The sequence below is a fragment of the Pseudomonas tohonis genome (assembly GCF_012767755.2).
Taxonomy (GTDB): domain Bacteria; phylum Pseudomonadota; class Gammaproteobacteria; order Pseudomonadales; family Pseudomonadaceae; genus Metapseudomonas; species Metapseudomonas tohonis.
The window spans coordinates 4,330,089-4,354,580 of record NZ_AP023189.1 but is presented as its reverse complement, the minus strand read 5'-3'; the positions used below and the strand labels follow the sequence as shown (position 1 = coordinate 4,354,580).

The 24,492-nt window shown below is 65.9% G+C and carries 27 protein-coding genes; 25 read left to right on the top strand and 2 right to left on the bottom strand.

Going from position 1 to position 24,492, the window contains the following annotated elements:
* Window positions 1-20 precede the first annotated feature (20 nt).
* From HSX14_RS19690 to HSX14_RS19570, 25 genes are all read left to right on the top strand, one after another.
* Window positions 21-374 carry an Hpt domain-containing protein gene (locus tag HSX14_RS19690; protein ID WP_111260883.1) on the top strand — a complete coding sequence of 118 codons (354 nt, stop codon included), beginning with the start codon at window positions 21-23 and terminating at the stop codon, window positions 372-374.
* Between the two features lie 84 nt (window positions 375-458).
* Window positions 459-1,802, top strand: coding sequence for a flagellar hook-length control protein FliK (locus tag HSX14_RS19685; protein WP_173177792.1), 1,344 nt, complete (start codon window positions 459-461; stop codon window positions 1,800-1,802).
* Between the two features lie 200 nt (window positions 1,803-2,002).
* Complete coding sequence (fliL, locus tag HSX14_RS19680) at window positions 2,003-2,536, top strand: flagellar basal body-associated protein FliL (protein ID WP_173177794.1); 534 nt, start codon at window positions 2,003-2,005, stop codon at window positions 2,534-2,536.
* Window positions 2,537-2,548: 12 nt separating this feature from the next.
* Window positions 2,549-3,520 carry a flagellar motor switch protein FliM gene (gene fliM / locus HSX14_RS19675; protein ID WP_111260880.1) on the top strand — a complete coding sequence of 324 codons (972 nt, stop codon included), beginning with the start codon at window positions 2,549-2,551 and terminating at the stop codon, window positions 3,518-3,520.
* A 41-nt stretch (window positions 3,521-3,561) separates the two neighbouring features.
* Complete coding sequence (gene fliN / locus HSX14_RS19670) at window positions 3,562-4,032, top strand: flagellar motor switch protein FliN (protein ID WP_173177796.1); 471 nt, start codon at window positions 3,562-3,564, stop codon at window positions 4,030-4,032.
* 4 nt (window positions 4,033-4,036) lie between these two features.
* Entirely contained in the window at window positions 4,037-4,510 is a 474-nt protein-coding gene (gene fliO, locus HSX14_RS19665) for a flagellar biosynthetic protein FliO (RefSeq protein WP_173177798.1), read from the top strand.
* Complete coding sequence (gene fliP, locus HSX14_RS19660; RefSeq protein WP_173177800.1) at window positions 4,510-5,265, top strand: flagellar type III secretion system pore protein FliP; 756 nt, start codon at window positions 4,510-4,512, stop codon at window positions 5,263-5,265. Before fliO ends, fliP begins: the two co-directional genes overlap by 1 nt.
* 2 nt (window positions 5,266-5,267) lie before the next feature.
* Entirely contained in the window at window positions 5,268-5,537 is a 270-nt protein-coding gene (fliQ, locus tag HSX14_RS19655) for a flagellar biosynthesis protein FliQ (RefSeq protein WP_021220581.1), read from the top strand.
* A gap of 1 nt (window position 5,538) precedes the next feature.
* Window positions 5,539-6,315, top strand: coding sequence for a flagellar biosynthetic protein FliR (gene fliR / locus HSX14_RS19650; RefSeq protein ID WP_173177802.1), 777 nt, complete (start codon window positions 5,539-5,541; stop codon window positions 6,313-6,315).
* A gap of 75 nt (window positions 6,316-6,390) precedes the next feature.
* Entirely contained in the window at window positions 6,391-7,527 is a 1,137-nt protein-coding gene (gene flhB / locus HSX14_RS19645; protein ID WP_173177804.1) for a flagellar biosynthesis protein FlhB, read from the top strand.
* A 155-nt stretch (window positions 7,528-7,682) separates the two neighbouring features.
* Entirely contained in the window at window positions 7,683-9,806 is a 2,124-nt protein-coding gene (flhA, locus tag HSX14_RS19640) for a flagellar biosynthesis protein FlhA (RefSeq protein WP_173177806.1), read from the top strand.
* Between the two features lie 15 nt (window positions 9,807-9,821).
* Window positions 9,822-11,183 (top strand): flagellar biosynthesis GTPase FlhF, encoded by a 1,362-nt coding sequence (gene flhF, locus HSX14_RS19635; protein ID WP_173177808.1) that lies wholly within the window; start codon window positions 9,822-9,824, stop codon window positions 11,181-11,183.
* A gap of 73 nt (window positions 11,184-11,256) precedes the next feature.
* Window positions 11,257-12,090 carry a flagellar synthesis regulator FleN gene (gene fleN, locus HSX14_RS19630; RefSeq protein ID WP_173177810.1) on the top strand — a complete coding sequence of 278 codons (834 nt, stop codon included), beginning with the start codon at window positions 11,257-11,259 and terminating at the stop codon, window positions 12,088-12,090.
* On the top strand, window positions 12,087-12,833 hold the full coding sequence (gene fliA / locus HSX14_RS19625) for an RNA polymerase sigma factor FliA (protein WP_031288164.1): 747 nt from the start codon (window positions 12,087-12,089) through the stop codon (window positions 12,831-12,833). The genes fleN and fliA overlap by 4 nt, the downstream gene beginning before the upstream one ends.
* An 84-nt stretch (window positions 12,834-12,917) precedes the next feature.
* Entirely contained in the window at window positions 12,918-13,292 is a 375-nt protein-coding gene (locus HSX14_RS19620; protein ID WP_003083073.1) for a chemotaxis response regulator CheY, read from the top strand.
* Between the two features lie 19 nt (window positions 13,293-13,311).
* Window positions 13,312-14,100, top strand: coding sequence for a protein phosphatase CheZ (locus tag HSX14_RS19615; protein ID WP_111260872.1), 789 nt, complete (start codon window positions 13,312-13,314; stop codon window positions 14,098-14,100).
* A gap of 11 nt (window positions 14,101-14,111) precedes the next feature.
* Window positions 14,112-16,388 carry a chemotaxis protein CheA gene (locus tag HSX14_RS19610; RefSeq protein ID WP_173177812.1) on the top strand — a complete coding sequence of 759 codons (2,277 nt, stop codon included), beginning with the start codon at window positions 14,112-14,114 and terminating at the stop codon, window positions 16,386-16,388.
* Window positions 16,389-16,428: 40 nt separating this feature from the next.
* Window positions 16,429-17,544, top strand: a complete 1,116-nt coding sequence (locus HSX14_RS19605; RefSeq protein WP_173177814.1) for a protein-glutamate methylesterase/protein-glutamine glutaminase — start codon at window positions 16,429-16,431, stop codon at window positions 17,542-17,544.
* Window positions 17,545-17,560: 16 nt separating this feature from the next.
* Entirely contained in the window at window positions 17,561-18,301 is a 741-nt protein-coding gene (locus HSX14_RS19600) for a flagellar motor protein (RefSeq protein WP_111260869.1), read from the top strand.
* 10 nt (window positions 18,302-18,311) lie between these two features.
* On the top strand, window positions 18,312-19,199 hold the full coding sequence (gene motD / locus HSX14_RS19595; protein ID WP_173177816.1) for a flagellar motor protein MotD: 888 nt from the start codon (window positions 18,312-18,314) through the stop codon (window positions 19,197-19,199).
* 40 nt (window positions 19,200-19,239) lie between these two features.
* Window positions 19,240-20,028: a ParA family protein gene (locus HSX14_RS19590; RefSeq protein WP_111260938.1), complete on the top strand. Its 789-nt coding sequence runs from the start codon at window positions 19,240-19,242 to the stop codon at window positions 20,026-20,028.
* Window positions 20,029-20,115: 87 nt separating this feature from the next.
* A complete protein-coding gene (locus HSX14_RS19585; protein WP_173177818.1) occupies window positions 20,116-21,042 on the top strand; it encodes a CheW domain-containing protein in 927 nt (308 codons plus the stop codon).
* Window positions 21,043-21,140: 98 nt separating this feature from the next.
* Window positions 21,141-21,620, top strand: a complete 480-nt coding sequence (locus HSX14_RS19580; protein WP_021220567.1) for a chemotaxis protein CheW — start codon at window positions 21,141-21,143, stop codon at window positions 21,618-21,620.
* Window position 21,621: 1 nt separating this feature from the next.
* Window positions 21,622-22,032, top strand: coding sequence for a DUF2802 domain-containing protein (locus HSX14_RS19575; protein ID WP_373874752.1), 411 nt, complete (start codon window positions 21,622-21,624; stop codon window positions 22,030-22,032).
* A gap of 117 nt (window positions 22,033-22,149) precedes the next feature.
* Complete coding sequence (locus HSX14_RS19570; protein WP_173177820.1) at window positions 22,150-22,578, top strand: rhodanese-like domain-containing protein; 429 nt, start codon at window positions 22,150-22,152, stop codon at window positions 22,576-22,578.
* Here HSX14_RS19570 and HSX14_RS19565 read toward each other — a convergent pair.
* Together HSX14_RS19565 and fliK are read right to left on the bottom strand one after the other, a co-directional pair.
* Entirely contained in the window at window positions 22,568-22,903 is a 336-nt protein-coding gene (locus HSX14_RS19565; protein WP_111260865.1) for an EscU/YscU/HrcU family type III secretion system export apparatus switch protein, read from the bottom strand. The genes HSX14_RS19570 and HSX14_RS19565 overlap by 11 nt on opposite strands.
* Before the next feature lie 37 nt (window positions 22,904-22,940).
* Window positions 22,941-24,479, bottom strand: coding sequence for a flagellar hook-length control protein FliK (gene fliK, locus HSX14_RS19560; RefSeq protein WP_173177822.1), 1,539 nt, complete (start codon window positions 24,477-24,479; stop codon window positions 22,941-22,943).
* Between the last annotated feature and the right edge of the window lie 13 nt (window positions 24,480-24,492).

Genomic DNA, 24,492 nt, shown 5'->3' with positions numbered 1-24,492 from the left:
TCGTTCAAGGAGTGATCCGGTTGTCCGATCTGCATATCGACAATGGCGTACTGGCCGCTTTGCAGGAAGTCATGGAAGACGAGTACCCGGTGTTGCTGGACACCTTCCTGGTCGACTCGGAAGAGCGCGTGCGCCTGCTCCACCAGGCCTGCGACCAGCAGGACGCACAGGCCTTGCGCCTTGCCGCGCACAGTTTCAAGGGCAGCTGCAGCAACATGGGCGCGCCGTTGCTGGCGAGCCTGTGCAAGCAGCTGGAGGAGAGCGCCCGCCGCGAGCGCCTGGAAGACGCGCCGGACCTGGTCGAGCGCATCGAGCGCGAGTTCGCCATCGTGCGCATCCTGTTCCGCTCCGAGCGCCAGCGCCACAGCTTCTGAAGCACCGTTTCCCTGCACGGCTGGAACTTGGCCCGCCCCTTGCAATCCCCCTGGCACGAACCAACCCCTCAGCGGAGAGTGCCCATGCCCGTTGCCACCGATATGCTTCTGCAGGCCAGCCCTGACGTGAAGCCGAAAGTGCAGGCGGCAAAAGCCCAGGTGAAAGCCCCGGAGCCCAGCAGGAATGCGGCTCCCAGCTTTGCCCAGGTGTATGCGAAGGAGCAGCAGGCCAAGCCTGTAGAACGAAACGAGCCGGCGGCCAAGCCCGCCCGCGACAAGCCCGATGACACCCGCAAGGCGGACGATTCGGCGGATCGGCCGGCCAACGACAGCACCGGCAAGCCGTCGACGGTTGCCGATAGCGGCAACGACTTGCCGGCCGACCGAGACGGCGGGAAGGGAAGCGGCGGGGGGAGCGATGCCAGGGACGACACCGTCACCGCCAGCGACGGCACCCAGCCCGAGGACCCGGTGATCGACCCGCTGCTGCTGATGGCCATGAGCGGCCAGATCGCACCGCCGGTGGTCGAGCCACCGGCGCCGGAAGTCACCCTGCCCACCGGGCTGCCCGGCGTCGCCGCGACCACCCCCGGCACTTCAACTCTGGAAGTCGATGCGCAGGCGGACCCGCTGCAGGGCTTCGCCGGCATGCAGGTCGGCCTGCAGACCACCGGCGAGGGCGACCAGGTCCAGGTCGCCACCACCACCACCGTCACCACGCAGAACTCGGCCAGTGCCGGGCAGAGTTTCGCCAGCGCCATGGCCGCGTTCTCCGACAAGCCGGCGGAGACGACCGAGGCCCCGGTGGATGTCGAGCTGCCGGTGGCCGAACTCTCCGAGCAACTGACCCAGGGCCTGGGCGAGAGCAAGTCGGAGATCCGCAGTGAAGTCCTCGACAGCCGCCTCAACGCGCTCGGCCAGGCCATCAGCCAGCAATCGGCCCTGGCCCAGCGCACGCCGGCACTGGTTCCCGGCCAGCCGGTGGCGATGAACCAGGGTGGCTGGAGCGAAGCGGTGGTCGACCGGGTCATGTGGCTGTCCAGCCAGAACCTCAAGTCGGCCGAGATCCAGCTCGACCCGCAGGAGCTGGGGCGCCTGGAAGTGCGTATCCACATGAACCAGGACCAGACCCAGGTGACCTTCGCCAGCCCCAATGCCGGGGTGCGCGACGCACTGGAAGGGCAGATGCACCGGCTGCGCGACATGTTCTCGCAGCAGGGCATGAACCAGCTGGATGTCAACGTCTCCGACCAGTCGCTGAACCGTGGCTGGCAGGGCCAGCAGAGCAACGAGGGTGGCAGCGGCCGGGGCAATGGCGGCACCTCGCACCTGGGCGGGGGCGGCGATGAGGAGATCGCCGTCGGCATCAGCGAGATTCGCAGCCCCACGGCGAGCGGTGGGCGTGGCCTGGTGGACTACTACGCCTGATCCGTCTCCCGGCAATCGCCATGTTCTAGACTGAAGGCGCCCGGTGGCTGAACGAAAAGCCACCGGGCGCCTTTTTCGTGGGTGACAGGCGCCAAGGACACTGGTATATCCGCTGCGGCGTTTGTTGAGAAGCTGGCATAACACTTGCTCTCAACCCATTGAATGCGGGTGTGAACCCGAATCAGCGACGGAATTTTGGCATGGCGAAGAAAGAAGCGAAGGCGGACGCGGGCGGTGGCGAGAAGCCGGCCGGCAAGAGCAAGCTCAAACTGATCATCCTGCTGGTCGTCGTGCTGCTGCTGGTGGTGGGCGCCTCGGTCGGCGCGACCTGGTTCCTGCTCGGTCGCGGCGAAGCCAAGAAGGACGATGCCAAGGACGCCGAAGCGGCTGCCGAGCACGCCGCACCGGTCAAGCAGATCGCCCTGTACGAACCGCTGGCCCCGGCCTTCGTGGTCAACTTCAACCAGAACGGCCACCAGCGCTACATGCAGGTGACCGTCGCCCTGATGGGCCGCGACAAGGCCGAGATGGACGCGCTGAAGGTGCACATGCCGGTGGTACGCAACAAGCTGGTGATGCTCTTCTCCAGCCAGGCCTTCGACACCCTGGTCACGCCGGTGGGCAAGGAGATGCTGCGCCAGCAGGCGACCGCGACCATCCAGGAGGTGGCCAAGGCGCAGACCGGCAAGGTGGCGATCGAACAAGTGCTGTTCACCAACTTCGTATTGCAGTAGCAGGGGAGACCGATGGCAGTCCAAGACCTGCTTTCCCAGGACGAGATCGACGCGCTGCTCCACGGCGTCGACGACGGCCTGGTCGAGACCGAGAACGACGCGGAACCCGGGAGCGTCAAGAGCTACGACCTGACCAGCCAGGATCGCATCGTCCGCGGACGCATGCCGACCCTGGAGATGATCAACGAGCGCTTCGCCCGTTACACCCGCATCAGCATGTTCAACCTGCTGCGCCGCTCGGCGGACGTGGCGGTGGGCGGCGTGCAGGTGATGAAGTTCGGCGAGTACGTGCATTCGCTGTACGTGCCCACCAGCCTCAACCTGGTGAAGATGAAGCCGCTGCGCGGCACCGGCCTGTTCATCCTCGACGCCAAGCTGGTGTTCAAGCTGGTGGACAACTTCTTCGGCGGTGACGGCCGTCACGCCAAGATCGAGGGCCGGGAATTCACCCCCACCGAGCTGCGCGTGGTGCGCATGGTGCTGGACCAGGCCTTCGTCGACCTGAAGGAAGCCTGGCACGCGGTGATGGACGTGAACTTCGAGTACATCAACTCCGAAGTGAACCCGGCACTGGCCAACATCGTCAGCCCCAGCGAGGTGATCGTGGTCTCCACCTTCCACATCGAGCTCGACGGCGGCGGCGGCGACCTGCACATCACCATGCCCTACTCGATGATCGAGCCGATCCGCGAGATGCTCGACGCCGGCTTCCAGTCCGATGTCGACGACCAGGACGAGCGCTGGATCAAGGCCCTGCGCGAGGACATCCTCGACGTCAGCGTGCCGGTCGGCGCCACCGTGGTCCGCCGCCAGCTGCGCCTGCGCGACATCCTGCACATGCAGCCGGGCGACGTGATCCCGGTGGAGATGCCCGAGCACATGATCATGCGCGCCAACGGCGTGCCGGCCTTCAAGGCCAAGCTGGGGGCCCACAAGGGCAACCTGGCCCTGCAGATTCTCGATCCGATCGACCGCCAGCGCTGACGGTCGCTCCACACCCCATTTGAGCCAGCCGAGGTCAACCGATGGCAGACGAAGAAAACACCACCCCCGAGGAACAGGCGCTCGCCGACGAGTGGGCGGCGGCCCTGGCCGAGGCCGGCGACGAGGCCAGCCAGGACGATATCGACGCACTGATGAACCAGGGGGCTGCCGCTGCGGCACCGTCCAATCCGCGTGCGCCGATGGAAGAGTTCGGCAGCATGCCGCGCTCCAACGCGCCGGTGAGCCTGGATGGTCCCAACCTCGACGTGATCCTCGATATCCCGGTGTCGATCTCCATGGAAGTGGGCAACACCGACATCACCATCCGCAACCTGCTGCAGTTGAACCAGGGGTCGGTGATCGAGCTGGACCGCCTGGCTGGAGAGCCGCTGGACGTGCTGGTCAACGGCACCCTGATCGCCCATGGCGAAGTGGTGGTGGTCAACGAGAAGTTCGGCATCCGCCTGACCGACGTGATCAGCCCCAGCGAACGCATCAAGAAGCTGCGCTGACGCCATGCGCCGACTCCTGTTCGCTCTGTCCTGCCTGCCGCTGCTGGCCTTCGCCACCGAGCCGGTCGCACCGGCGGCTTCCGCCACCCCGATGACGATGGCGGCCCCCGCTGCAGCGGCTCCGGTGGTCAATGCCGGCGGCGGCGTCGCGGCGCAGCTCGGGCAGCTCACCATCGGCCTGCTGCTGGTGGTGGGCGTGATCTTCCTGCTCGCCTGGCTGTTGCGCCGGGTCCAGCAGATGAACCCCCGTGGCGGCCAGGTGATCAAGCTGATCGCCAGCCAGGCGCTGGGCCCGCGTGATCGGCTGGTGCTGGTACAGGTTGGCGGCGAACAGATACTCCTCGGCCTCACCGCTGGGCGCATCACCCCGCTGCATGTGCTCAAGGAGCCGGTGCACATGCCCGACGCCGAGCCCGCCACCCCGGAATTCGCCCAGCGCCTGATGGAGCTGCTGGGCAAGGACAAGGACAAGAGCTGATGGGTTACTGGCGCATCCTGATCGCCCTGCTGCTGGCACTGGCGGCACCCCTGGCGCTGGGCGCCGACGACCCGCTGTCGATCTCCGCCATCACGCTGTCGACCAACGCCGAAGGCCAGCAGGAATACTCGGTCAGCCTGCAGATCCTGCTGATCATGACGGCGCTGAGCTTCATCCCGGCGTTCGTCATGCTGATGACCAGCTTCACCCGGATCATCATCGTCTTCTCCATCCTGCGCCAGGCGCTGGGCCTGCAACAGACGCCGTCGAACCAGATCCTCACCGGCATGGCGCTGTTCCTGACGATGTTCATCATGGGGCCGGTGTTCGACCAGGTGAACCGCGACGCCCTGCAGCCCTACCTCAACGAGCAGTTGCCGGCGCAGGAGGCGATCAAGCGCGCCGAGGTGCCGGTGAAGAACTTCATGCTGGCGCAGACCCGCTCCAGCGACCTGGAGCTGTTCGTGCGCCTGTCCAAGCGCACCGACATCCAGTCGCCCGACGCCGCGCCGCTGACCATCCTGATCCCGGCCTTCATCACGTCCGAGCTGAAGACCGCATTCCAGATCGGTTTCATGATCTTCATCCCGTTCCTGATCATCGACCTGGTGGTGGCCAGCGTGCTGATGGCCATGGGCATGATGATGCTGTCACCGCTGATCATCTCGCTGCCGTTCAAGATCATGCTGTTCGTGCTCGTGGATGGCTGGGCGCTGATCATCGGCACGCTCGCCGGAAGCTTTGGAGGGGTTTAGCCATGACGCCCGAAGTCGCTGTCGACCTGTTCCGCGAAGCGCTGTGGCTGACCTGCGTGATCGTCGGCATCCTCGTGGTGCCCAGCCTGGTGGTGGGCCTCATCGTCGCCATGTTCCAGGCCGCCACGCAGATCAACGAGCAGACCCTGAGCTTTCTGCCGCGCCTGTTGGTGATGCTGATCTCGCTGATGTGGGCCGGCCCCTGGCTGACCCGCGAGCTGATGGAATACATGACCAACCTCTACCACAACATCCCCATGCTGATCGGCTGACATGTTCGAGCTGAGTGCGGCGCAGATCGGCGGGATGCTCGGCAGCTACCTGTTGCCGCTGTTCCGCATCGCCTCCCTGCTGATGACCATGCCGCTGATCGGCACCCAGCTGGTGCCGACCCGGGTGCGGCTGTACCTGGCCCTCGGCATCACCGCGGTGCTGGCGCCTTCGCTGCCGCCGATGCCGGTGGTGGATGCCATCAGCCTGCAATCCTTCCTGCTGATCGCCGAACAGATCCTGGTCGGCGCGGTGATGGGTTTCGCCCTGCAACTGTTCTTCCACGCCTTCGTCGTCGCCGGGCAGATCCTCGCGGTGCAGATGGGCCTGGGCTTCGCCTCGATGGTCGACCCCACCAACGGCGTCTCGGTGCCGGTGATCGGGCAGTTCTTCACCATGCTGGTGACCCTGCTGTTCCTGGCCATGAACGGCCACCTGGTGGTGTTCGAGGTGCTCGCCGAGAGCTTCGTCACCCTGCCGGTGGGAGGCGGCCTGATGGCCGCGCATTACTGGGAGCTGGCCACCAAGCTCGGCTGGGTGCTCGGCGCCGGCCTGCTGCTGGCGCTGCCGGCGATCACCGCGCTGCTGGTGGTCAACATCGCCTTCGGCGTGATGACCCGCGCGGCGCCGCAACTGAACATCTTCTCCATCGGCTTCCCGCTGACGGTGGCCCTGGGCCTGGTGATCATCTGGATCGGCATGGCCGACATCCTCGCCCAGTACCAGATCCTCGCCTCCGACGCCTTGCAGCTCCTGCGCGAGCTGGCGAGGGCGCGCTGATGATCGTCCAGCCCGGCTGCGCGCAGCCCATTGCCCGTCCCGGCCGGTTAGCCGGGCCTGCTGCCGAGGTGCGCCATGGCGGAGAGTGAGAGCGGGGCGGACAAGAGCGAAGAACCCACGGCGAAACGCCAGCAGGAGGCGCGCGAGAAGGGGCAGATCGCCCGTTCCAGGGAGCTCAACACCCTCGCCATCACCCTGGGCGGGGCAGGGGGCGTGCTGGCCTCCGGCGGCGGCCTGGCGGACATGATGATGCGCATGATGCAGTCCAACTTCACCCTGCCGCGCGAGGTGCTGATGGATGAGCGCAGCATGGCGTTGTGGCTGTTGCAGTCCGGGCAGATGGCGCTCTCGGCCATCACGCCGCTGCTGGTGACCCTGCTCATCGTCTCCCTGGTGGCGCCCATCTCCCTGGGTGGCTGGCTGTTCTCCTTCGAGGCGCTGGCACCCAAGTTCAGCCGCATGAACCCGCTGTCCGGCCTCAAGCGCATGTTCTCCATGCACGCGGTGGTGGAGCTGCTCAAGGCGCTGGGCAAGTTCGGGCTGATCCTGATGGTGGCGCTGATGGTGCTGTCCTCGGATGCCGACGATCTCCTGGCCATCGCCCACGAGCCGCTGGAGCAGGCCATCCTGCACAGCGTCCAGGTGGTGGGCTGGAGTGCGGTCTGGCTGGCCTGCGGGCTGATCCTGATCGCCGCCATCGACGTGCCCTACCAGCTCTGGGACAACAAGCAGAAGCTGATGATGACCAAGCAGGAAGTGCGCGACGAGTACAAGGACAGCGAGGGCAAGCCCGAGGTCAAGTCGCGCATCCGCCGCATGCAGCGCGAGATGGCCGAGCGCCGCATGATGTCCGCCGTGCCCCAGGCCGACGTGGTGATCACCAACCCGACCCACTTCGCCGTGGCCCTGAAGTACGACCCGGCCAAGGGCACGGCGCCCGTGCTGCTGGCCAAGGGCAACGACTTCACCGCCCTGAAGATTCGCGAGATCGCCCAGGAGCACAAGATCACCGTGCTGGAGTCCCCGGCCCTGGCGCGGGCGGTGTTCTACTCCACCGAGCTGGACCAGGAAATCCCCGCCGGCCTGTACCTGGCGGTCGCCCAGGTGCTGGCCTACGTCTACCAGCTCAAGCAGTTCCGCGCCGGCAAGGGCAAGCGCCCCGCGCCCCTGGCGGAGCCGCCGATCCCTGCCGACCTGCGCCGCGACGACTGACCCGCGGGCGGTCGGCCACTGCCCCTGCAACCCCTCTGAAAAGCCGATTCCGGCGAAGTTGGTGAGCTTCTTGCACAAGCCCTCCAGCGCGCATCCGCGCGTCAAAAGATTGAATGGGCGAGGGCTGTGTTTCGCCATTGCGTGAGGGTAGAGATTTGGATCGTTCGCAACTGATCGGCAACGTGCGCGGCAACTTCGCCAGCCTTTCCAAGGGCAACCTGGGGGTGCCGCTGCTGGTGCTGATCATGCTCGGCATGATGACGTTGCCGGTGCCGCCGTTCCTTCTGGACGTGTTCTTCACCTTCAACATCGCCCTCTCCATCGTGGTCCTGCTGGTCAGCGTCTACGCCCTGCGCCCGCTGGACTTCGCGGTCTTCCCCACCATCCTGCTGGTCTCCACCCTGCTGCGCCTGGCATTGAACGTGGCGTCCAGCCGCGTGGTGCTGCTCCACGGCCAGGACGGCCACGATGCCGCGGGCAAGGTGATCCAGGCCTTCGGTGAGGTGGTCATCGGCGGCAACTACGTGGTCGGTGCGGTGATCTTTGCGATCCTGATGATCATCAACTTCGTCGTGGTCACCAAGGGTGCCGGGCGTATCTCCGAGGTGAGCGCGCGTTTCACCCTGGACGCCATGCCCGGCAAGCAGATGGCGATCGACGCCGACCTCAATGCCGGCATCATCGACCAGGTCGAGGCCAAGAAGCGCCGCGCCGAAGTCTCCCAGGAAGCCGACTTCTACGGTTCCATGGACGGTGCCAGCAAATTCGTCCGCGGTGACGCCATCGCCGGCCTGCTGATCCTGTTCATCAACCTGATCGGCGGCATGGCCATCGGCATCATCCAGCACGGCCTGACCTTCGGCGACGCCGGGCGCATCTATTCCCTGCTGACCATCGGTGACGGCCTGGTGGCGCAGATCCCCTCGCTGCTGCTGTCCACCGCCGCCGCGATCATGGTGACCCGCGTTTCCAGCTCCGAGGACATGGGCCAGCAGGTCAACCGCCAGATGTTCGCCTCGCCCAAGGCCCTGGCCGTTTCCGCCGCCATCCTCATCGCCATGGGCCTGGTCCCGGGCATGCCCCACGTGTCCTTCCTCGGCCTTGGCCTGATCGCCGCCGGCGGTGCCTGGTGGATCTGGCGCAAGGGCCAGAAGGAGAAGGAGGTGGCCGTCCAGGAAGCGCAGCGCCAGCAGGAACTGCTGCCCGCCCAGCGCGCCCCGGAGACCAAGGAGCTGGGCTGGGACGACGTCACCCCGGTGGACATGGTCGGCCTCGAGGTCGGCTACCGGCTGATCCCTCTGGTGGACCGCAACCAGGGTGGCCAACTGCTCACCCGGATCAAGGGCGTGCGCAAGAAGCTGTCCCAGGAAATGGGCTTCCTCATGCCCTCGGTGCACATCCGCGACAACCTCGACCTGCTGCCCAACGCCTATCGCCTGACCCTGATGGGCGTCAGCGTGGCCGAGGCGGAGGTCTACCCGGATCGCGAGCTGGCGATCAACCCGGGCCAGGTATTCGGCACCCTCAATGGCATCGCCGCCAAGGATCCGGCGTTCGGCCTGGAAGCCGTATGGATCGATGGTAGCCAGCGCGACCAGGCGCAGTCCCTCGGCTACACGGTGGTGGACGCCAGCACCGTGGTCGCCACCCACCTCAACCAGATCCTGCACAAGCACGCCCACGAGCTGCTCGGGCACGAGGAGGTGCAGCAGCTCATGCAATTGCTGGCCAAGAGCTCGCCGAAGCTGGCCGAGGAACTGGTGCCGGGCCTGGTGTCGCTCTCGACGCTGCTCAAGGTGCTGCAGGCGCTGCTGCAGGAGCAGGTGCCGGTGCGCGACATCCGCACTATCGCCGAGGCGATCGCCAACGTCGCCCCGAAGAGTCAAGATCCCGCCGCTATGGTGGCGGCGGTTCGCGTGGCGCTCGCCCGCGCAATCGTGCAAAGCATTGTGGGACTAGAGCCGGAGCTGCCTGTGATCACCCTGGAACCCAGGTTGGAACAGATATTGCTCAGTAGCATGCAGAAGGCCGGGCAAGGCTCCGAGGATGGCATCCTCCTGGAGCCTGGCATGGCCGAGAAGCTGCAACGTTCCCTGGTTGAAGCGGCGCAGCGCCAGGAGATGCTCGGCAAGCAGGCCATCCTGCTGGTGGCCGGGCCGATCCGGGCGATGCTGTCGCGCTTCGCAAGGCTCGCCGTGCCAACCATGCACGTACTGGCCTACCAGGAAATACCGGACAACAAGCAGGTCACCATAGTCGCGACTGTGGGGCAGAACTAACCGAGGTCACAGGCCATGCAGGTCAAACGCTTCTTCGCTGCGGATATGCGCCAGGCCATGAAACTGGTGCGGGACGAACTGGGCGCGGATGCCTCCATCATCGGCACCCGTCGGGTCGCAGGTGGCGTGGAGATCACCGCCGCGCTCGACTATCCCATGCCGGCTCCCGCGCCGAGCAAGCCCAACCCGGCCCTCGAAGCCGAGCTGCGCCGCACCCAGGCCCGCATCGCCGAGGCCCACGCGGAGCTGAGCAACCGCGGTGGCCAGGCCGATGCCGGCAAGAACCGCCAGCTGATCGCCGACCGCTCGGAGCTGTCCCCGGAAAGCCTCGCCGCCGCCATGCGTTCGTCGCGCCTGGAGCGCCCGTCCGCCGCGCCGGTGGCCCCGTCTCCCGCCGCCGCTCCGGCCAGGCCCGCCGCGCCGGCCGCCGCCGACCAGCGCAGCCTGGACGCCATGCGTTTCGAGCTCAACGGCCTGCGTGAGCTGATCGAAGTACAACTCGGCTCCATCGCCTGGGGCCAGATGCAGAGCCGCCGCCCGCAGCAGGCCGGCCTCTGGCGTCGCCTGCAGCGCATGGGCCTGTCCGCCGAACTGTCGCGGGCGCTGATGGAGCGCGTCGCCTCGGTCAAGGACCCGCGCCAGGCCTGGCGCATGGTGCTCGCCCACCTGGCCCACGCCATCCGCACCCCGCAGCAGGAGCCGCTGGAGGAGGGCGGGGTGATCGCCCTGGTCGGCCCCGCCGGCATGGGCAAGACCACCACCCTGGCCAAGCTGGCTGCGCGCTACGTGCTCAAGTACGGCGCCCAGCAGATCGCCCTGGTGAGCATGGACAGCTATCGCATCGGCGCCCAGGAGCAACTCAAGACCCTCGGCCGCATCCTCAACGTCTCCGTGACCCACGTCGACCCGGGCCAGTCCCTGACCCAGGCCCTGGCACCCCTGGCGCGCAAGCGCGTGGTGCTGATCGATACGGCGGGCCTGCCGGCAGCCGATCCTGCGCTTAAAATGCAGTTGGAAACGTTGGCCAGCAGAGGGGTCAAAGCCAGGAATTATCTGGTGCTGGCTGCAACCAGTCAGAGCCAAGTGCTAAAGGCGGCCTACCATAGTTACAAGCGCTGCGGTCTTTCCGGCTGCATCCTGACCAAGCTCGACGAAGCGGCGAGCCTGGGAGAGGTTTTAGGACTGGCTATCGGCCAGCATCTCCCGGTAGCCTATCTCGCTGATGGGCCTAGGATTCCGGATGACCTGCAGGTGCCCCGCAGCCACCAGCTGGTGAGTCGTGCGGTCAGCCTGCAGACCCCGGAAGACCCCAGCGAAGAAGCCATGGCCGACCTCTTCGCCGGCCTGTACCAGAATCCGGCCCGCCGAGTCGGTTAGAACCCCCAGCCACTCCGGATGAGTGGCACGAGCCCGCCAAGTGGCCCAGTCGACGTGAGACAAGGTGTGATAAATGGGTAGTTTGCATCCCGTACAGGTGATTGCTGTGACCGGCGGCAAGGGTGGCGTCGGCAAGACCAATGTGTCGGTGAACCTCTCGCTGGCCCTCGCCGATCTCGGTCGCCGGGTGATGCTGCTGGACGCCGACCTCGGCCTGGCCAACGTCGACGTGCTGCTCGGCCTCACCGCCAAGCGCACCCTCGCCGACGTGATCGCCGGCGAGTGCGACCTGCGTGACGTGCTGCTGCAAGGGCCGGGGGGCGTACGCATCGTGCCGGCCGCTTCCGGCACCCAGAGCATGGTGCAGCTCTCGCCCATGCAGCACGCCGGCCTGATCCAGGCCTTCAGCGAGATCAGCGACAACCTCGATGTGCTGGTGATCGACACCGCCGCCGGTATCGGTGATGCGGTGGTCAGCTTCGTGCGTGCGGCACAGGAAGTGATAGTGGTCGTCTGTGACGAACCCACTTCCATCACCGACGCCTATGCTTTGATCAAGCTCCTCAAACGCGACTACGGCATGAGCCGTTTCCGCGTATTGGCCAACATGGCACACAGTCCACAGGAGGGTCGCAACCTCTTTGCTAAGCTGACAAAAGTGACTGATCGCTTCCTGGATGTGGCCTTGCAGTACGTCGGTGCGGTGCCCTATGACGAATCCGTACGCAAGGCCGTGCAGAAGCAGCGCGCGGTTTACGAAGCCTTCCCGCGCTCGAAGTGCGCCCTGGCGTTCAAGGCGATTGCCCAGAAGGTGGATAGCTGGCCCCTGCCGGCTAACCCACGCGGTCATCTGGAGTTCTTCGTCGAGCGCCTGGTGCAGCAACCGATCGCGGATTCGGCCATATGACACCCGCTAGTGGACTTCGTATGTACAACAAGGCACAGGCTAGGGATTCCCAGCACCAGTTGATCGAGCGCTACGCGCCGCTGGTCAAACGTATCGCCTACCACCTGCTGGGCCGCCTGCCGGCCAACGTGCAGGTGGAGGACCTGATGCAGGCCGGCATGATCGGCCTGCTCGAAGCCTCGAAGAAATACGATTCCAGCAAGGGCGCCAGTTTCGAGACCTACGCCGGCATCCGCATCCGCGGTGCCATGCTCGACGAAGTGAGGAAGGGGGACTGGGCACCACGTTCGGTCCACCGCAACACCCGGATGGTGAGCGATGCCATCCGGAAAATTGAGGCGAGAACCGGGCGAGACGCTAAAGATCAGGAAGTTGCGGCCGAACTTGGATTGAGTCTCGAAGATTACTACGGCATCCTGAGCGACACTTTGGGCAGTCGCCTGTTCAGCTTCGACGACCTGTTGCAGGACGGTGAGCATGGCGCGACGCACGAAGATACCGGAGTCACCCATCTCGAACCTTCGAATGATCTGGAAGACGAGCGCTTCCAGGCGGCGCTGGCTGACGCCATCGCCAATCTGCCGGAACGAGAGCGCCTGGTACTGGCGCTGTATTACGACGAAGAGCTGAATTTGAAGGAAATCGGCGAAGTGCTGGGGGTCAGTGAATCGCGTGTGAGCCAGTTGCACAGCCAATGTGCCGCGCGTTTGCGGTCGCGGCTGGGCGAATGGCGAGCACACTGATCGGCACGCCGGTTTTTCGATTGATCGACGCCCCCGTTATTCGGGGGCGTTTAGGACTGTACGGAGGTCGATTTGGACAAGAACATGAAAATCCTCATCGTGGACGATTTCTCGACGATGAGACGCATCATCAAGAACCTCCTGCGTGACTTGGGTTTCACCAATACCGCAGAGGCCGATGATGGCACCACCGCTCTACCCATGCTGCACAGTGGCAATTTCGATTTCCTGGTCACCGACTGGAACATGCCCGGCATGACCGGGATCGATCTGTTGCGCGCCGTGCGTGCCGACGAGCGCCTCAAGCACCTGCCGGTGCTGATGGTGACGGCCGAGGCCAAGCGTGACCAGATCATCGAAGCGGCCCAGGCCGGTGTGAATGGCTATGTGGTCAAGCCTTTCACCGCCCAGGTGCTCAAAGAGAAGATCGAGAAGATCTTCGAACGGGTCAACGGCTGATGCCAGTCGCGAGGACGCCATGGACCAGAAAGATTCCCAATCGGGAGACCTAGAGTCGACCCTGAAAAACCATGCGCGCGAGCTGGTCGAGACCCTTGAAAAAGGCAATTTCGGCGATGCCGTGCAACTCATCCACGAACTCAACAAGGTCCGTGACCGTGGGCTCTACCAGGAAGTCGGCAAGCTGACGCGCGAGCTGCACACCGCGATCGTCAACTTCCAGATCGACCCGCACCTGCCCCACGCCACCGAGGTCTCGCAGATCGCCGATGCCACCGATCGTCTCTCCTACGTGGTGAAGATGACGGAGAAGGCTGCCAACCGGACCATGGACCTGGTGGAGGAGAGCGCGCCGCTGCTCAACGGGCTGGGCGACGAAGCCCAGAGCCTGGGTGAGGAGTGGGGCCGTTTCATGCGTCGGGAAATTGGCGCGGATGCGTTCCGCGACCTGGCCAAGCGTATCGAGACCTTCCTTGCTCGCAGTCAACGCGACACCGAGCAGCTTTCGTCCAGAATGAACGACATCCTTCTCGCTCAGGACTACCAGGACCTGACCGGCCAGGTGATCAAGCGCGTTACCCAGTTGGTCACCGAAGTCGAGAGCAACCTGGTGAAACTGGTACTGATGGCCAGCGACGTCGATCGTTTCGCCGGCATCCAGCACGACCGTGCGGAGCTCGTGGCTGAAAAAGAAAAACAAAAAGAGCCTTCCAGGGGTGAAGGTCCGCAGATCAATGCCGATAAGCGTGATGATGTCGTGTCCGGTCAGGTCGATGTCGATGATCTGTTATCCAGCCTTGGATTCTAGGGAGCAACCGAATGAGCTTCGACGCCGATGAAGAAATCCTCCAGGACTTCCTGGTTGAGGCCGGCGAAATATTGGAGCAATTGTCCGAACAGCTGGTCGAGCTCGAGAGCCGTCCGGACGATATGGATCTGCTCAATGCCATTTTCCGCGGCTTCCACACGGTCAAGGGCGGTGCCGGTTTCCTCCAGCTGAATGCGCTGGTGGAGTGCTGCCACATCGCCGAGAACGTGTTCGACATCTTGCGCAAGGGCGAACGCCGCGTGACGGCGGAGCTCATGGACGTGGTCCTGCAGGCGCTGGACACGGTCAACGAGATGTTCAGCCAGGTGCGTGAGCGTGCCGAGCCGACGCCGGCCACTCCCGAGCTGCTCGCCGCCCTGGCGCGGCTGGCCGAGCCGGGTGGCGACGACGAGGAAGCGCCCGCCGCCGAGCCGGAGTACGAGCCCGAGCCTGAACCGGTCGCCGAGGCCGCTCCCGCCGCATCCGGCGACATCACCGACAGCGAGTTCGAGCAACTGCTGAACGTGCTCGACGCGCCTGCTGCCGAAAGCCCTGCATCTCCCGCGGCGGTCGCTGCCGGCAGCGACGAGATCAGCGACGACGAATTCGAAGCCTTGCTCGACCAGTTGCATGGCAAGGGCAAGTTCGTTGCCGAGCCGACCGAGGCCGCCGCACCGGCGAAGCCGGCCGCAGCCGCCCCCGCGCCTGCCGCACCGGTTGCCGGTGGGGGCGACGAGATCAGTGACGACGAGTTCGAAGCGCTGCTCGACCAGTTGCACGGCAAGGGCAAGTTCGCCGCGACGGAAGCCGCCGCACCGGCTGCCGCCGCGCCCGCCCCGCAGGCGGCTGCACCCGGCGCCGGCGACAACATCACCGACGACGAATTCGAAGCGCTGCTCGACCAGTTGCACGGCAAGGGCAAGTTCGTTGCCGAGGCTGCCGAGGTCGCGCCCGCCAAACCCGCGGCACCGGCCAAGCCCGCTGCCGCACCGGCCGCCAAGCCTGCTGCCGCCGCGAAGCCTGCGGCTCCGAAGGCCGCCGAGCCGCCCAAGCCTGCTGCCAAGCCCGCTGCGGCGCCTGCACCGGCGGCGGCCGACAAGGCCGCGTCTCCCGCCAGCGAAGCCGAGACCACGGTGCGCGTGGACACCGCGCGCCTGGACGAGATCATGAACATGGTCGGCGAGCTGGTGCTGGTGCGTAACCGCCTGGTGCGCCTCGGCCTGAACAGCGGCGACGAGTCCATGGCCAAGGCCGTGTCCAACCTCGACGTGGTCACCGCCGACCTGCAGACCGCCGTCATGAAGACGCGCATGCAGCCGATCAAGAAGGTCTTCGGCCGCTTCCCGCGCCTGGTCCGCGACCTGGCGCGCAACCTGAAGAAAGAGATCAACCTCGAGCTGGTGGGCGAGGAAACCGACCTCGACAAGAACCTGGTCGAAGCCCTGGCCGACCCGCTGGTCCACCTGGTGCGCAACGCCGTCGACCACGGCGTCGAGACGCCCGAGGAGCGCGAGGCCGCCGGCAAGCCGCGCACTGGCCGTGTGGTGCTCTCCGCCGAGCAGGAAGGCGACCACATCCTCCTGATGATCACCGACGACGGCAAGGGCATGGATGCCAACATCCTCCGCGCCAAGGCGGTGGAGAAGGGGTTGCTGGACAAGGACGCCGCCGACCGCCTTACCGATCTGGAGTGCTACAACCTGATCTTCGCCCCGGGCTTCTCGACCAAGACCGAGATCTCCGATGTCTCCGGCCGTGGTGTCGGCATGGACGTGGTGAAGACCAAGATTTCCCAGCTCAACGGCACGGTCAACGTGTTCTCGCAGAAGGGGCAGGGCTCGAAGATCGTCATCAAGGTGCCGCTGACCCTGGCGATCATGCCGACCCTGATGGTGATGCTGGCCAACCAGGCCTTCGCCTTCCCGCTGGTCAACGTCAACGAGATATTCCACCTCGACCTGTCGCGCACCAATGTGGTGGACGGCCAGGAAGTGGTGATAGTCCGCGACAAGGCACTGCCGCTGTTCTACCTCAAGCGCTGGCTGGTTCGCGATGCCGCCCACGAGGAACAGGGCGAAGGCCATGTGGTGATCCTCTCCGTGGGCACCCAGCGCATCGGCTTCGTGGTGGACCAGCTGGTCGGCCAGGAAGAGGTGGTGATCAAGCCCCTGGGCAAGATGCTCCAGGGCACGCCCGGCATGTCCGGCGCGACCATCACCGGTGATGGGCGCATCGCCCTGATTCTCGACGTGCCGAGCATGCTCAAGCGCTACGCGCGCCGCGGTTGATCGATTAGGCGGCCCGTCGGGCCGCCTGTTAGGAGTGTTTATGGCAGTCAAGGTTCTGGTGGTTGATGACTCCGGGTTCTTCCGTCGTCGCGTTTCGGAGATTCTGTCCGCCGACCCCAATATCCAGGTGATCGGTACCGCCACCAATGGCCGCGAGGCCATCGACCAGGCGCTGGCGCTCAAGCCGGACGTGATCACCATGGACTACGAGATGCCGATGATGGATGGCATCACTGCAGTGCGGCACATCATGCAGCGCTGCCCGACCCCCGTGCTGATGTTCTCCTCCCTGACCCACGAAGGCGCCCGGGTGACCCTGGACGCCCTGGACGCGGGTGCGGTGGATTTTCTGCCGAAGAACTTCGAGGACATCTCGCGCAACCCCGACAAGGTCAAGCAGTTGCTTTGCGAGAAGGTCCACAGCATCGCACGCAGCAACCGTCGCTACAGCAGCTACAGCCCGGCTCCGGCGGCCCCGACGCCGTCGCCGAGCCACGCCGCGCCCGCTCCGGCACCCTCGCGTCCCAGTGCCGGCGCTGCGCCTGCACCGGCCTCAAGCGCTGGCGGCTCCTCCAGCCCGAGCCCCAAGCGCAAGTCCTACAAGCTGGTGGCCATCGGTACCTCGACTGGCGGCCCGGTGGCCCTGCAGCGGGTGCTGACCCAGCTGCCCGGCAACTTTCCGGCGCCCATCGTCCTGATCCAGCACATGCCGGCCGCCTTCACCAAAGCCTTCGCCGAGCGCCTCGACAAGCTCTGCCGGATATCCGTCAAGGAGGCCGAGGACGGTGACGTGCTGCGCCCCGGCCTGGCGCTGCTGGCGCCCGGTGGCAAGCAGATGATGGTGGACGCGCGCGGCACCGTGCGCATCCTCCCCGGCGATGAACGCCTGAACTACAAACCCTGCGTGGACATCACCTTCGGTTCCGCGGCCAAGGCCTATAACGACAAGGTCCTGGCGGTGGTATTGACCGGCATGGGCGCCGATGGCCGTGAGGGCGCGCGCCTGCTCAAGCAGGGCGGCAGCCAGGTGTGGGCGCAGGATGAGGCCAGCTGCGTGATCTACGGCATGCCCATGGCCATCGTGAAGGCCAACCTGGCCGATGCCGTTTACGGGCTCGACGATATCGGCAGGCACATCGCCGAGGCGTGCCTGTAATGGAGAGCACGCTTCAATGGATGTACTGAGTCTCGTCGGGGTCATTCTCGCGCTCGTCGCGATCATCGGTGGCAACTACCTGGAAGGTGGGCACGCCGGGGCCTTGCTCAACGGCCCTGCGGCGCTGATCGTCATCGGCGGTACCCTCGGCGCGGCGTTCCTGCAGACCCCCATGAGCGTGTTCAAGCGCTCCCTGGTCGTCATCCGCTGGATCATCTTCCCGCCGCAGATCGACCTCGCCGGCGGCATCAACCGCGTGGTCGGCTGGAGCATGGCGGCGCGCAAGGAAGGCCTCCTGGGGCTCGAGCCCATCGCCGATTCCGAGCCCGACGCCTATGCCCGCAAGGGCCTCCAGCTGCTGGTGGACGGCGCCGAGCCGGAGGCCATCCGCAGCATCCTCGAAGTGGACCTCTACACCCAGGAAGCCCGCGACTTCCAGGCCGCCAAGGTGTTCGAGAGCATGGGCGGCTACGCTCCGACCATCGGCATCATCGGCGCGGTGATGGGCCTGATCCACGTGATGGGCAACCTGGCCGATCCCAGCCAGCTGGGCGGCGGTATCGCGGTGGCCTTCGTCGCCACCATCTACGGCGTCGGCTTCGCCAACCTGCTGCTGCTGCCCATCGGCAACAAGCTCAAGTCCATTGCCATGCGCCAGTCGCGCTACCGGGAAATGCTGCTCGAAGGCATCCTTTCCATCGGCGAGGGCGAGAACCCGCGCTCCATCGAGTTGAAGCTGCAAGGCTTCATGGACTGATGGAGGCGACATGGCCCGCAGACGTCATCAGGAAGAACACGAGAATCACGAGCGTTGGCTGGTCTCCTACGCCGACTTCATCACCCTGCTGTTCGCCTTCTTCGTGGTGATGTATTCCATCTCCTCGATCAACGAAGGCAAGTACAAGATCCTCTCGGAGAGCCTGACCGGGGTCTTCAACCAGCCGGACCGTTCCATCAAGCCGATACCCGTGGGCGAGGAGCGCCCGCGCACCACCGAGTCCGACAAATCCATGACCCAGGACTCCGGCAGCAGCGACGGCGACGCCAGTGATCCGCTGCGGGAAATCACCCGCAACATCAGCGATGCGTTCGGCGACCTGATCAAGGACGAACAGATGACGGTTCGCGGCAACGAGCTGTGGGTGGAGATCGAGTTGAACTCCAGCCTGCTGTTCCCCAGCGGCGACGCCATTCCGGCCAACGAAGCCTTCACCATCATCGAAAAGGTCGCGAAGATCCTCGCCCCCTACGAAAACCCGGTGCACGTGGAAGGTTTCACCGATAACCTGCCGATCAGCACGACGAACTATCCTTCCAACTGGGAGCTGTCTACGGCGCGGGCCGCGAGCATCGTGCGGATGTTGTCGATGGACGGTGTGAACCCGGCGCGGCTGGCGGCGGTCGGCTATGGCGAGTTCCAGCCGGTAGCCGACAACGCGACGGCGGAAGGGCGCGGGCGTAACCGGCGCGTGGTGTTGGTGATCTCCCGCAATCTGGACGTGCGTCGCGCGGTGAGCGGCGTCGGCAGTGCCAATGCGAAACCTGATGGCGCCTTGCAGCGTGCTGGCACGCAACCTGCACCGTCGCCAGCAGCGAGCCCCTCTGCAGAGGGGGGCGTCAATTCCCCGTCGCCGGCCCCCGCAGGCGGACAATGATTCTCGGCAAGGCGGCGTTTCTGCCGGGAGGATGAAGAAGATGAGAGTTTGGGCGGTAGCCAATCAAAAGGGTGGTGTAGGCAAGACCACCTCGTCGATCGCACTGGCGGGCCTGCTGGCCGACGCCGGCAAGCGCGTGGTCGTGGTCGACCTCGACCCCCACGGTTCGATGACCAGTTACTTCGGGCATGACCCGGATACCCTGGAGCACAGCTGCTTCGACCTGTTCCTGCACCAGGGCAACGTGCCGGATGGCCTGCCGCGCCAGTTGCTGCTGCAGACCAGCCACGAGCGCATTTCTCTGCTGCCTTCCAGTACCGCGCTGGCGACCCTGGAGCGCCAGTCTCCGGGGCAGAACGGCCTGGGCCTGGTGGTCGCCAAGAGCCTGGCGCAGCTGTGGCAGGAGTTCGACCACGCCATCATCGACAGCCCGCCGCTGCTGGGCGTGCTGATGGTCAACGCCCTGGCTGCCAGCCAGCAACTGGTGATCCCGGTGCAGACCGAGTTCCTCGCGGTGAAGGGCCTGGAGCGCATGGTCAGCACGCTGGCCATGATCAACCGCTCGCGCAAGCAGGCGCTGCCGTACACCATCGTCCCGACCCTGTTCGACCGCCGCACCCAGGCCTCCCTGAATACCCTGCGGGTGCTGCGCAACTCCTATCCCGAGCACCTGTGGCCGGCCTATATCCCGGTGGACACCCGCCTGCGCGATGCCAGCCGCGCCGGGGTCACGCCTTCGCAGTACGATTCCAACAGCCGTGGGGTGATCGCCTACCGTGCGCTGCTCAAGCATCTGCTCAGCCAGCAACTGGCCGCCCAGGTAGCCTGAAATGAGCGTCTATGCTGAATTGCATCCCTCAAGTCGCGCGGCCTTGCTGCCGATAGACTCTGGAGTCCACTCCTGCAGGTCCCATCAATGAGCCGTACCGTCGCCACCGCCACAAGGCCGCAGCTGGCCTTGCAGTCCTACCTCGATTCCCTGTTGCAGGAAGCGACGATCGAACTCGCCGACAGCATCACCCTGGACGAGTTCGAGGCAGCGGTGCTGGAAGAGCAGGTCCGCGATGCCCGCCTGATGACCGCCAAGCCGGTGATCGCGGCCGTGCCATCGCCTGCGCCCGTGGCGGCTCCTTCGGTGGTCGCCGCTGCGGTCGCGGCGCCGGCACCCGTTGCCAGGCCGGTGATCGAGGCCGCGCCGTTGCGTACGCTGGTCGCCGCGCCAACCGAGCTGCGTACCGAGGCCGTGCCCGCCGCCCCCGTGGCGCCGGCCGCTCCCGTCGCTCCCGTCGCCCGCCCCAGCCTGGTCGAGCCGGTCGCCGAGCTCAAGGCTGTCAACGCGCCGCTGCTCGACAGCGAGCCGATGTCCTTCGACGAGCGTCCGAGCTGGGCCGAAGAGCCGTTCGAGTGCCTGCTGTTCGACGTGGCCGGCCTCACGCTCGCGGTCCCGTTGGTCTGCCTGGGCTCCATCTACCCCCTGGCCGGCCAGGAGCTGACCCCGCTGTTCGGCCAGCCCGACTGGTTCCTCGGCATCCTGCCGAGCCAGGCCGGCAACCTGAAGGTGCTCGACACCGCGCGCTGGGTCATGCCGGACCGTTACCGCGATGATTTCCGCGAAGGCTTGCAGTACGTTATCTCCGTCCAGGGCTACGAATGGGGCCTGGCCGTCCACCAGGTGAGCCGCTCCATCCGCCTGGACCCGAGCGAGATCAAATGGCGCACCCAGCGCACCCAGCGTCCCTGGCTCGCCGGTACCGTGATCGAACACATGTGCGCGCTGCTGGATGTCTCCGCGCTGGCCGAACTCATCGCCAGCGGCGCCGTCAAGAAGATGTCGCTCAACTGAATGCCGGCGCCTCGCACGAGCGAGGCGCCCAGGTTTGTAAAAAAGCGGGCAGAACCCGCGAACGCCGCCCCGGGCGGTTCTAGAAGAGGCTAGGGAACATGAAGAAATCGTCAGGGCAAGGTTCCGAAGATCCCATCCTGCAATGGGTGACTTTCCGCCTGGACAACGAGACCTACGGCATCAACGTGATGCAGGTCCAGGAAGTGCTGCGCTACACCGAGATCGCGCCGGTCCCGGGTGCCCCGAGCTACGTGCTGGGCATCATCAACCTGCGCGGTAACGTCGTCACCGTGATCGACACCCGCCAGCGCTTCGGCCTGGATTCGGCCTCGGTCACCGACAACACCCGCATCGTCATCATCGAGGCGGACAAGCAGGTGGTGGGCATCCTCGTCGACAGCGTCGCCGAAGTGGTCTACCTGCGTCAGTCCGAGGTCGAGACCGCGCCCAACGTGGGCAACGAGGAATCGGCCAAGTTCATCCAGGGCGTCTGCAACAAGAATGGCGAGCTGCTGATCCTGGTCGAGCTGGACAAGATGATGAGCGAAGAAGAGTGGTCGGAGCTGGAGAGCATCTGACGTGCTGATCGAGATCGCGCTGGCGGTCCTGGCGGTCGCCTGTGCAGCCCTCGCAGTCACCTGCGTGCGGCTGCAGAAAGGGCAGCGCCTGGCCGCCGAGGAGCAGGCCAGGCGGGACGCCGTGCGCGATCAGCGGATCAAGGAGCTCGCCCGGCGGCTCGACGCCTACCTCAGCGGCAGCATCCGCATGGGGGAGGAGTTGCATGAGCTGCGCCGGGTGGTGGCGCCGCTGCCCGACAAGGTCAGCCAGATCGAGCAGCGCGATCCCAGCAGCCTGTCCTTCACCCAGGCCGCGCGGCTTGCCGGCATGGGCGCCAGCGTCGACGACCTCACCCATTCCTGCGGCCTCACCCAGGCCGAGGCCGAGCTGGTCAGCAAGCTGCAACTCGCCCGCAAGCAGAAGCAGGGCTGAGCCCCGCTAACTCCCTCCCGGTCTAACCACCCCATCCCCTCTGAACCAATAGTTCCAAGGCCTGCTCCGGTCGCTGCCTAAGCTCAAGGCTCGGGTATCGATTCCGCGAGGTCTGCCATGCGACTTCTGCCGCTCCTGCTGTTGTGCGTCCTGCCGTTGGCCTTGGCCGAGGAAGCGCCCCTGAGCGTCAAGGGGGCGACCACGGTGAATGTGCTCCAGGCCAAGCGGCTGTACGACTACGGCGCCCTGTTCATCGATGTGCGGCCTTCGGCGGAATGGAGCTGGGGCCATGTGCATGGCGCCGTGCACCTGGACCTGGCCGATCGCTTCGCCGGCCTGGCGATGCCCCACTGGCCCCGGCATGTGCCGCTGGTGATCTATTGCGACAGCGACGTCTGCCCGAGAGGCGCCTTGGCGGCGCAGCTTGCGGTGAGCTGGGGCTACAAGCAGGTGTTCTATTTCCGTGATGGCTACTTCGCCTGGCAGTTGCTCGACTTCCCGCTGGGCAAGGGCGTCGAGGGCGAGGTGCTGGCCTTCAGCCCCTAGGGCCGCCCAGCAACGGCACCGCTGGGGTGACGTCGCGCTCGCCATCGGCGACGAAGCCTGCCGGGCACTTGCCCTTGAGGTACCAGGCGAAGGCGATGATCTCGGCGATGGTGCGATAGAGCGCCTCGGGAATGGCCTCGCCCAACTCCATGCGCGCCAACAGGCGCACCAGCTCGGCGTTCTCGTAGATCGGCACTTCGTACTCCCGCGCGATGGCGAGGATCGCTTCCGCCAGTTCGTCGTCGCCCTTGGCGGTCAGGCTGGGGGCGGTGGCGCCGTCGTAGGAGAGGGCGATGGCCTGGCGTGGCTGCTTGGCCTGGGTCATTGCGGTGTGCTCCGGCTGCGGGGGAAGGGCAGGGCGTTCATGCGGTCTCGTCCACCCAGCGCTGTTGCAGGTTGGTGCGCGGGCCTTGCGGCGGTATGCCCTGGCGGCAGGCCAGTTCGCTGACTTCGAGGCCGGCGGACACCAGGCGCTCACGCAGGTTGGGCAATTCACCATCGATCAGGCTCGCGGTGCGCGCACGCTCGGCCCAGAGCTGGCTGGAGATGGCGCCGCGTATCAGTTGCGCCTGTACCTGCAGCGGCCCCAGGGGCTCCATGTCGAAGGCCAGCTCGATGCGCCACAGGGTCTCCTTCTGTTCTTCCTTGCGCTTCTGCGGGGTCTGCTCCTGCTGCACCTTCACCTGCAGGGGCACGATGTCCTGGTTGTTGCGCATGGGCAGTTCCAGCTGCCAGGTGGTGAGCAGGTTGCCCTCGGGGGTCATCTGCGACTGGGCGAGGCTCGACAACTGGTGGGTCTGCAGGCGCGAGACCGCGGCCGCCGCCATCTTCAGCAGCAGCTCCAGGTCGCCTTCGCCCTCGGCCTGCTGCGCCAGGCGCGAGGGCAGGGGGAAGCTCAGGGCCTGTTGCCGGGCGCTGGCCTGGCCGAGCGAGCCCAGGGCGCTGCGGATGAAGGCCGGCAGGGCCTGGGCCATGGCGTTGCTGGCGCCGGCGGTGGGCAGCGCGGCCGGGCCGTTGGGCAGATTGGGCAGCAGTTGGGCGATCAGGCGCAGCAGGTTGCCCTTGATGTCCTGGCCCAGGGCTGCCCCATGGCCGGCCAGCAGGCGCGCCTCCAGCAGGGCGCCGCTGTTCTCCACGGCCTTGGCCAGCAGCTTGGCGTCACTGAGCTGGGAGACGTCGGGCAGGCTCGCCAGCAGGCGGTCGACGGTGCCGCGCAGGTTGGTCGGGAGCTCGTCGCCCATGCCCTTGAGTGCCTGCACCAGGCCCTCCAGCGAACCCTGTCGGCTCTGCTGGGTCGCGAGCTGCTGGGTGAGGGCGAGCTGGTCGAGCTGGGCGGACAGGGGCAGGAACTGCAGGGACTGGCTGCTCTGCACCTGGGCGCTGAGCAGGCTGCCAATGGGCAGCGGAAGCGGGCCTTCCACCGCCATCTGACGACCGGCCAGCGGTGTGTTGATCAGGTTGATCAGGGAGCGGTAGACGGTACTGCGGGCCTTGGCCAGTTGCTCGCTGGAGACCACCTTGCCCTGTACCAGGGTGCCCACCGGCAACTGGTCCAGGTCGATGCTGTCCAGTACGGCGGTGCCGCCGGGCTGCAGGGCCACCATCAGTCGGGTTTCCGAGACGGCGGTGACGTTGAGCAGGCTGCCCTGGGCCAGTGGGCGGTTGCTGCTGGCTTCCACCGTGGCTTGCTGGCCACCGTTCAGGGTGAGCTTGAGCAGCACCTGGAAACTGTTCTGTGCGTTTTCCTTGACGCTGACCACTTCGGCGTCCGCGCTGTCACCCGCTGCGAGCAGCCCGCCGATCGGTTGCAGCAGCTTCACGGCGGCTTCCGCAACCGTCTGCACGGGGCGGCTGGCCGCCGGGGTGGCACTGATGGGGCGCGAGGAACTGATCTCGGTCATCAAGGGTAACAAC

What these genes read in the sequence shown, in the direction of transcription:
- HSX14_RS19685 (WP_173177792.1), top strand. Translation starts at nt 459, where the DNA reads ATGCCCGTTGCCACCGATATGCTTCTGCAGGCCAGCCCTGACGTGAAG.
- fliL (WP_173177794.1), top strand. Translation starts at nt 2,003, where the DNA reads ATGGCGAAGAAAGAAGCGAAGGCGGACGCGGGCGGTGGCGAGAAGCCG.
- fliM (WP_111260880.1), top strand. Translation starts at nt 2,549, where the DNA reads ATGGCAGTCCAAGACCTGCTTTCCCAGGACGAGATCGACGCGCTGCTC.
- fliN (WP_173177796.1), top strand. Translation starts at nt 3,562, where the DNA reads ATGGCAGACGAAGAAAACACCACCCCCGAGGAACAGGCGCTCGCCGAC.
- fliO (WP_173177798.1), top strand. Translation starts at nt 4,037, where the DNA reads ATGCGCCGACTCCTGTTCGCTCTGTCCTGCCTGCCGCTGCTGGCCTTC.
- fliP (WP_173177800.1), top strand. Translation starts at nt 4,510, where the DNA reads ATGGGTTACTGGCGCATCCTGATCGCCCTGCTGCTGGCACTGGCGGCA.
- fliQ (WP_021220581.1), top strand. Translation starts at nt 5,268, where the DNA reads ATGACGCCCGAAGTCGCTGTCGACCTGTTCCGCGAAGCGCTGTGGCTG.
- fliR (WP_173177802.1), top strand. Translation starts at nt 5,539, where the DNA reads ATGTTCGAGCTGAGTGCGGCGCAGATCGGCGGGATGCTCGGCAGCTAC.
- flhB (WP_173177804.1), top strand. Translation starts at nt 6,391, where the DNA reads ATGGCGGAGAGTGAGAGCGGGGCGGACAAGAGCGAAGAACCCACGGCG.
- flhF (WP_173177808.1), top strand. Translation starts at nt 9,822, where the DNA reads ATGCAGGTCAAACGCTTCTTCGCTGCGGATATGCGCCAGGCCATGAAA.
- fleN (WP_173177810.1), top strand. Translation starts at nt 11,257, where the DNA reads ATGGGTAGTTTGCATCCCGTACAGGTGATTGCTGTGACCGGCGGCAAG.
- fliA (WP_031288164.1), top strand. Translation starts at nt 12,087, where the DNA reads ATGACACCCGCTAGTGGACTTCGTATGTACAACAAGGCACAGGCTAGG.
- HSX14_RS19620 (WP_003083073.1), top strand. Translation starts at nt 12,918, where the DNA reads ATGAAAATCCTCATCGTGGACGATTTCTCGACGATGAGACGCATCATC.
- HSX14_RS19615 (WP_111260872.1), top strand. Translation starts at nt 13,312, where the DNA reads ATGGACCAGAAAGATTCCCAATCGGGAGACCTAGAGTCGACCCTGAAA.
- HSX14_RS19610 (WP_173177812.1), top strand. Translation starts at nt 14,112, where the DNA reads ATGAGCTTCGACGCCGATGAAGAAATCCTCCAGGACTTCCTGGTTGAG.
- HSX14_RS19605 (WP_173177814.1), top strand. Translation starts at nt 16,429, where the DNA reads ATGGCAGTCAAGGTTCTGGTGGTTGATGACTCCGGGTTCTTCCGTCGT.
- HSX14_RS19600 (WP_111260869.1), top strand. Translation starts at nt 17,561, where the DNA reads ATGGATGTACTGAGTCTCGTCGGGGTCATTCTCGCGCTCGTCGCGATC.
- motD (WP_173177816.1), top strand. Translation starts at nt 18,312, where the DNA reads ATGGCCCGCAGACGTCATCAGGAAGAACACGAGAATCACGAGCGTTGG.
- HSX14_RS19590 (WP_111260938.1), top strand. Translation starts at nt 19,240, where the DNA reads ATGAGAGTTTGGGCGGTAGCCAATCAAAAGGGTGGTGTAGGCAAGACC.
- HSX14_RS19585 (WP_173177818.1), top strand. Translation starts at nt 20,116, where the DNA reads ATGAGCCGTACCGTCGCCACCGCCACAAGGCCGCAGCTGGCCTTGCAG.
- HSX14_RS19580 (WP_021220567.1), top strand. Translation starts at nt 21,141, where the DNA reads ATGAAGAAATCGTCAGGGCAAGGTTCCGAAGATCCCATCCTGCAATGG.
- HSX14_RS19570 (WP_173177820.1), top strand. Translation starts at nt 22,150, where the DNA reads ATGCGACTTCTGCCGCTCCTGCTGTTGTGCGTCCTGCCGTTGGCCTTG.
- HSX14_RS19565 (WP_111260865.1), bottom strand. Translation starts at nt 22,903, where the DNA reads ATGACCCAGGCCAAGCAGCCACGCCAGGCCATCGCCCTCTCCTACGAC.
- fliK (WP_173177822.1), bottom strand. Translation starts at nt 24,479, where the DNA reads ATGACCGAGATCAGTTCCTCGCGCCCCATCAGTGCCACCCCGGCGGCC.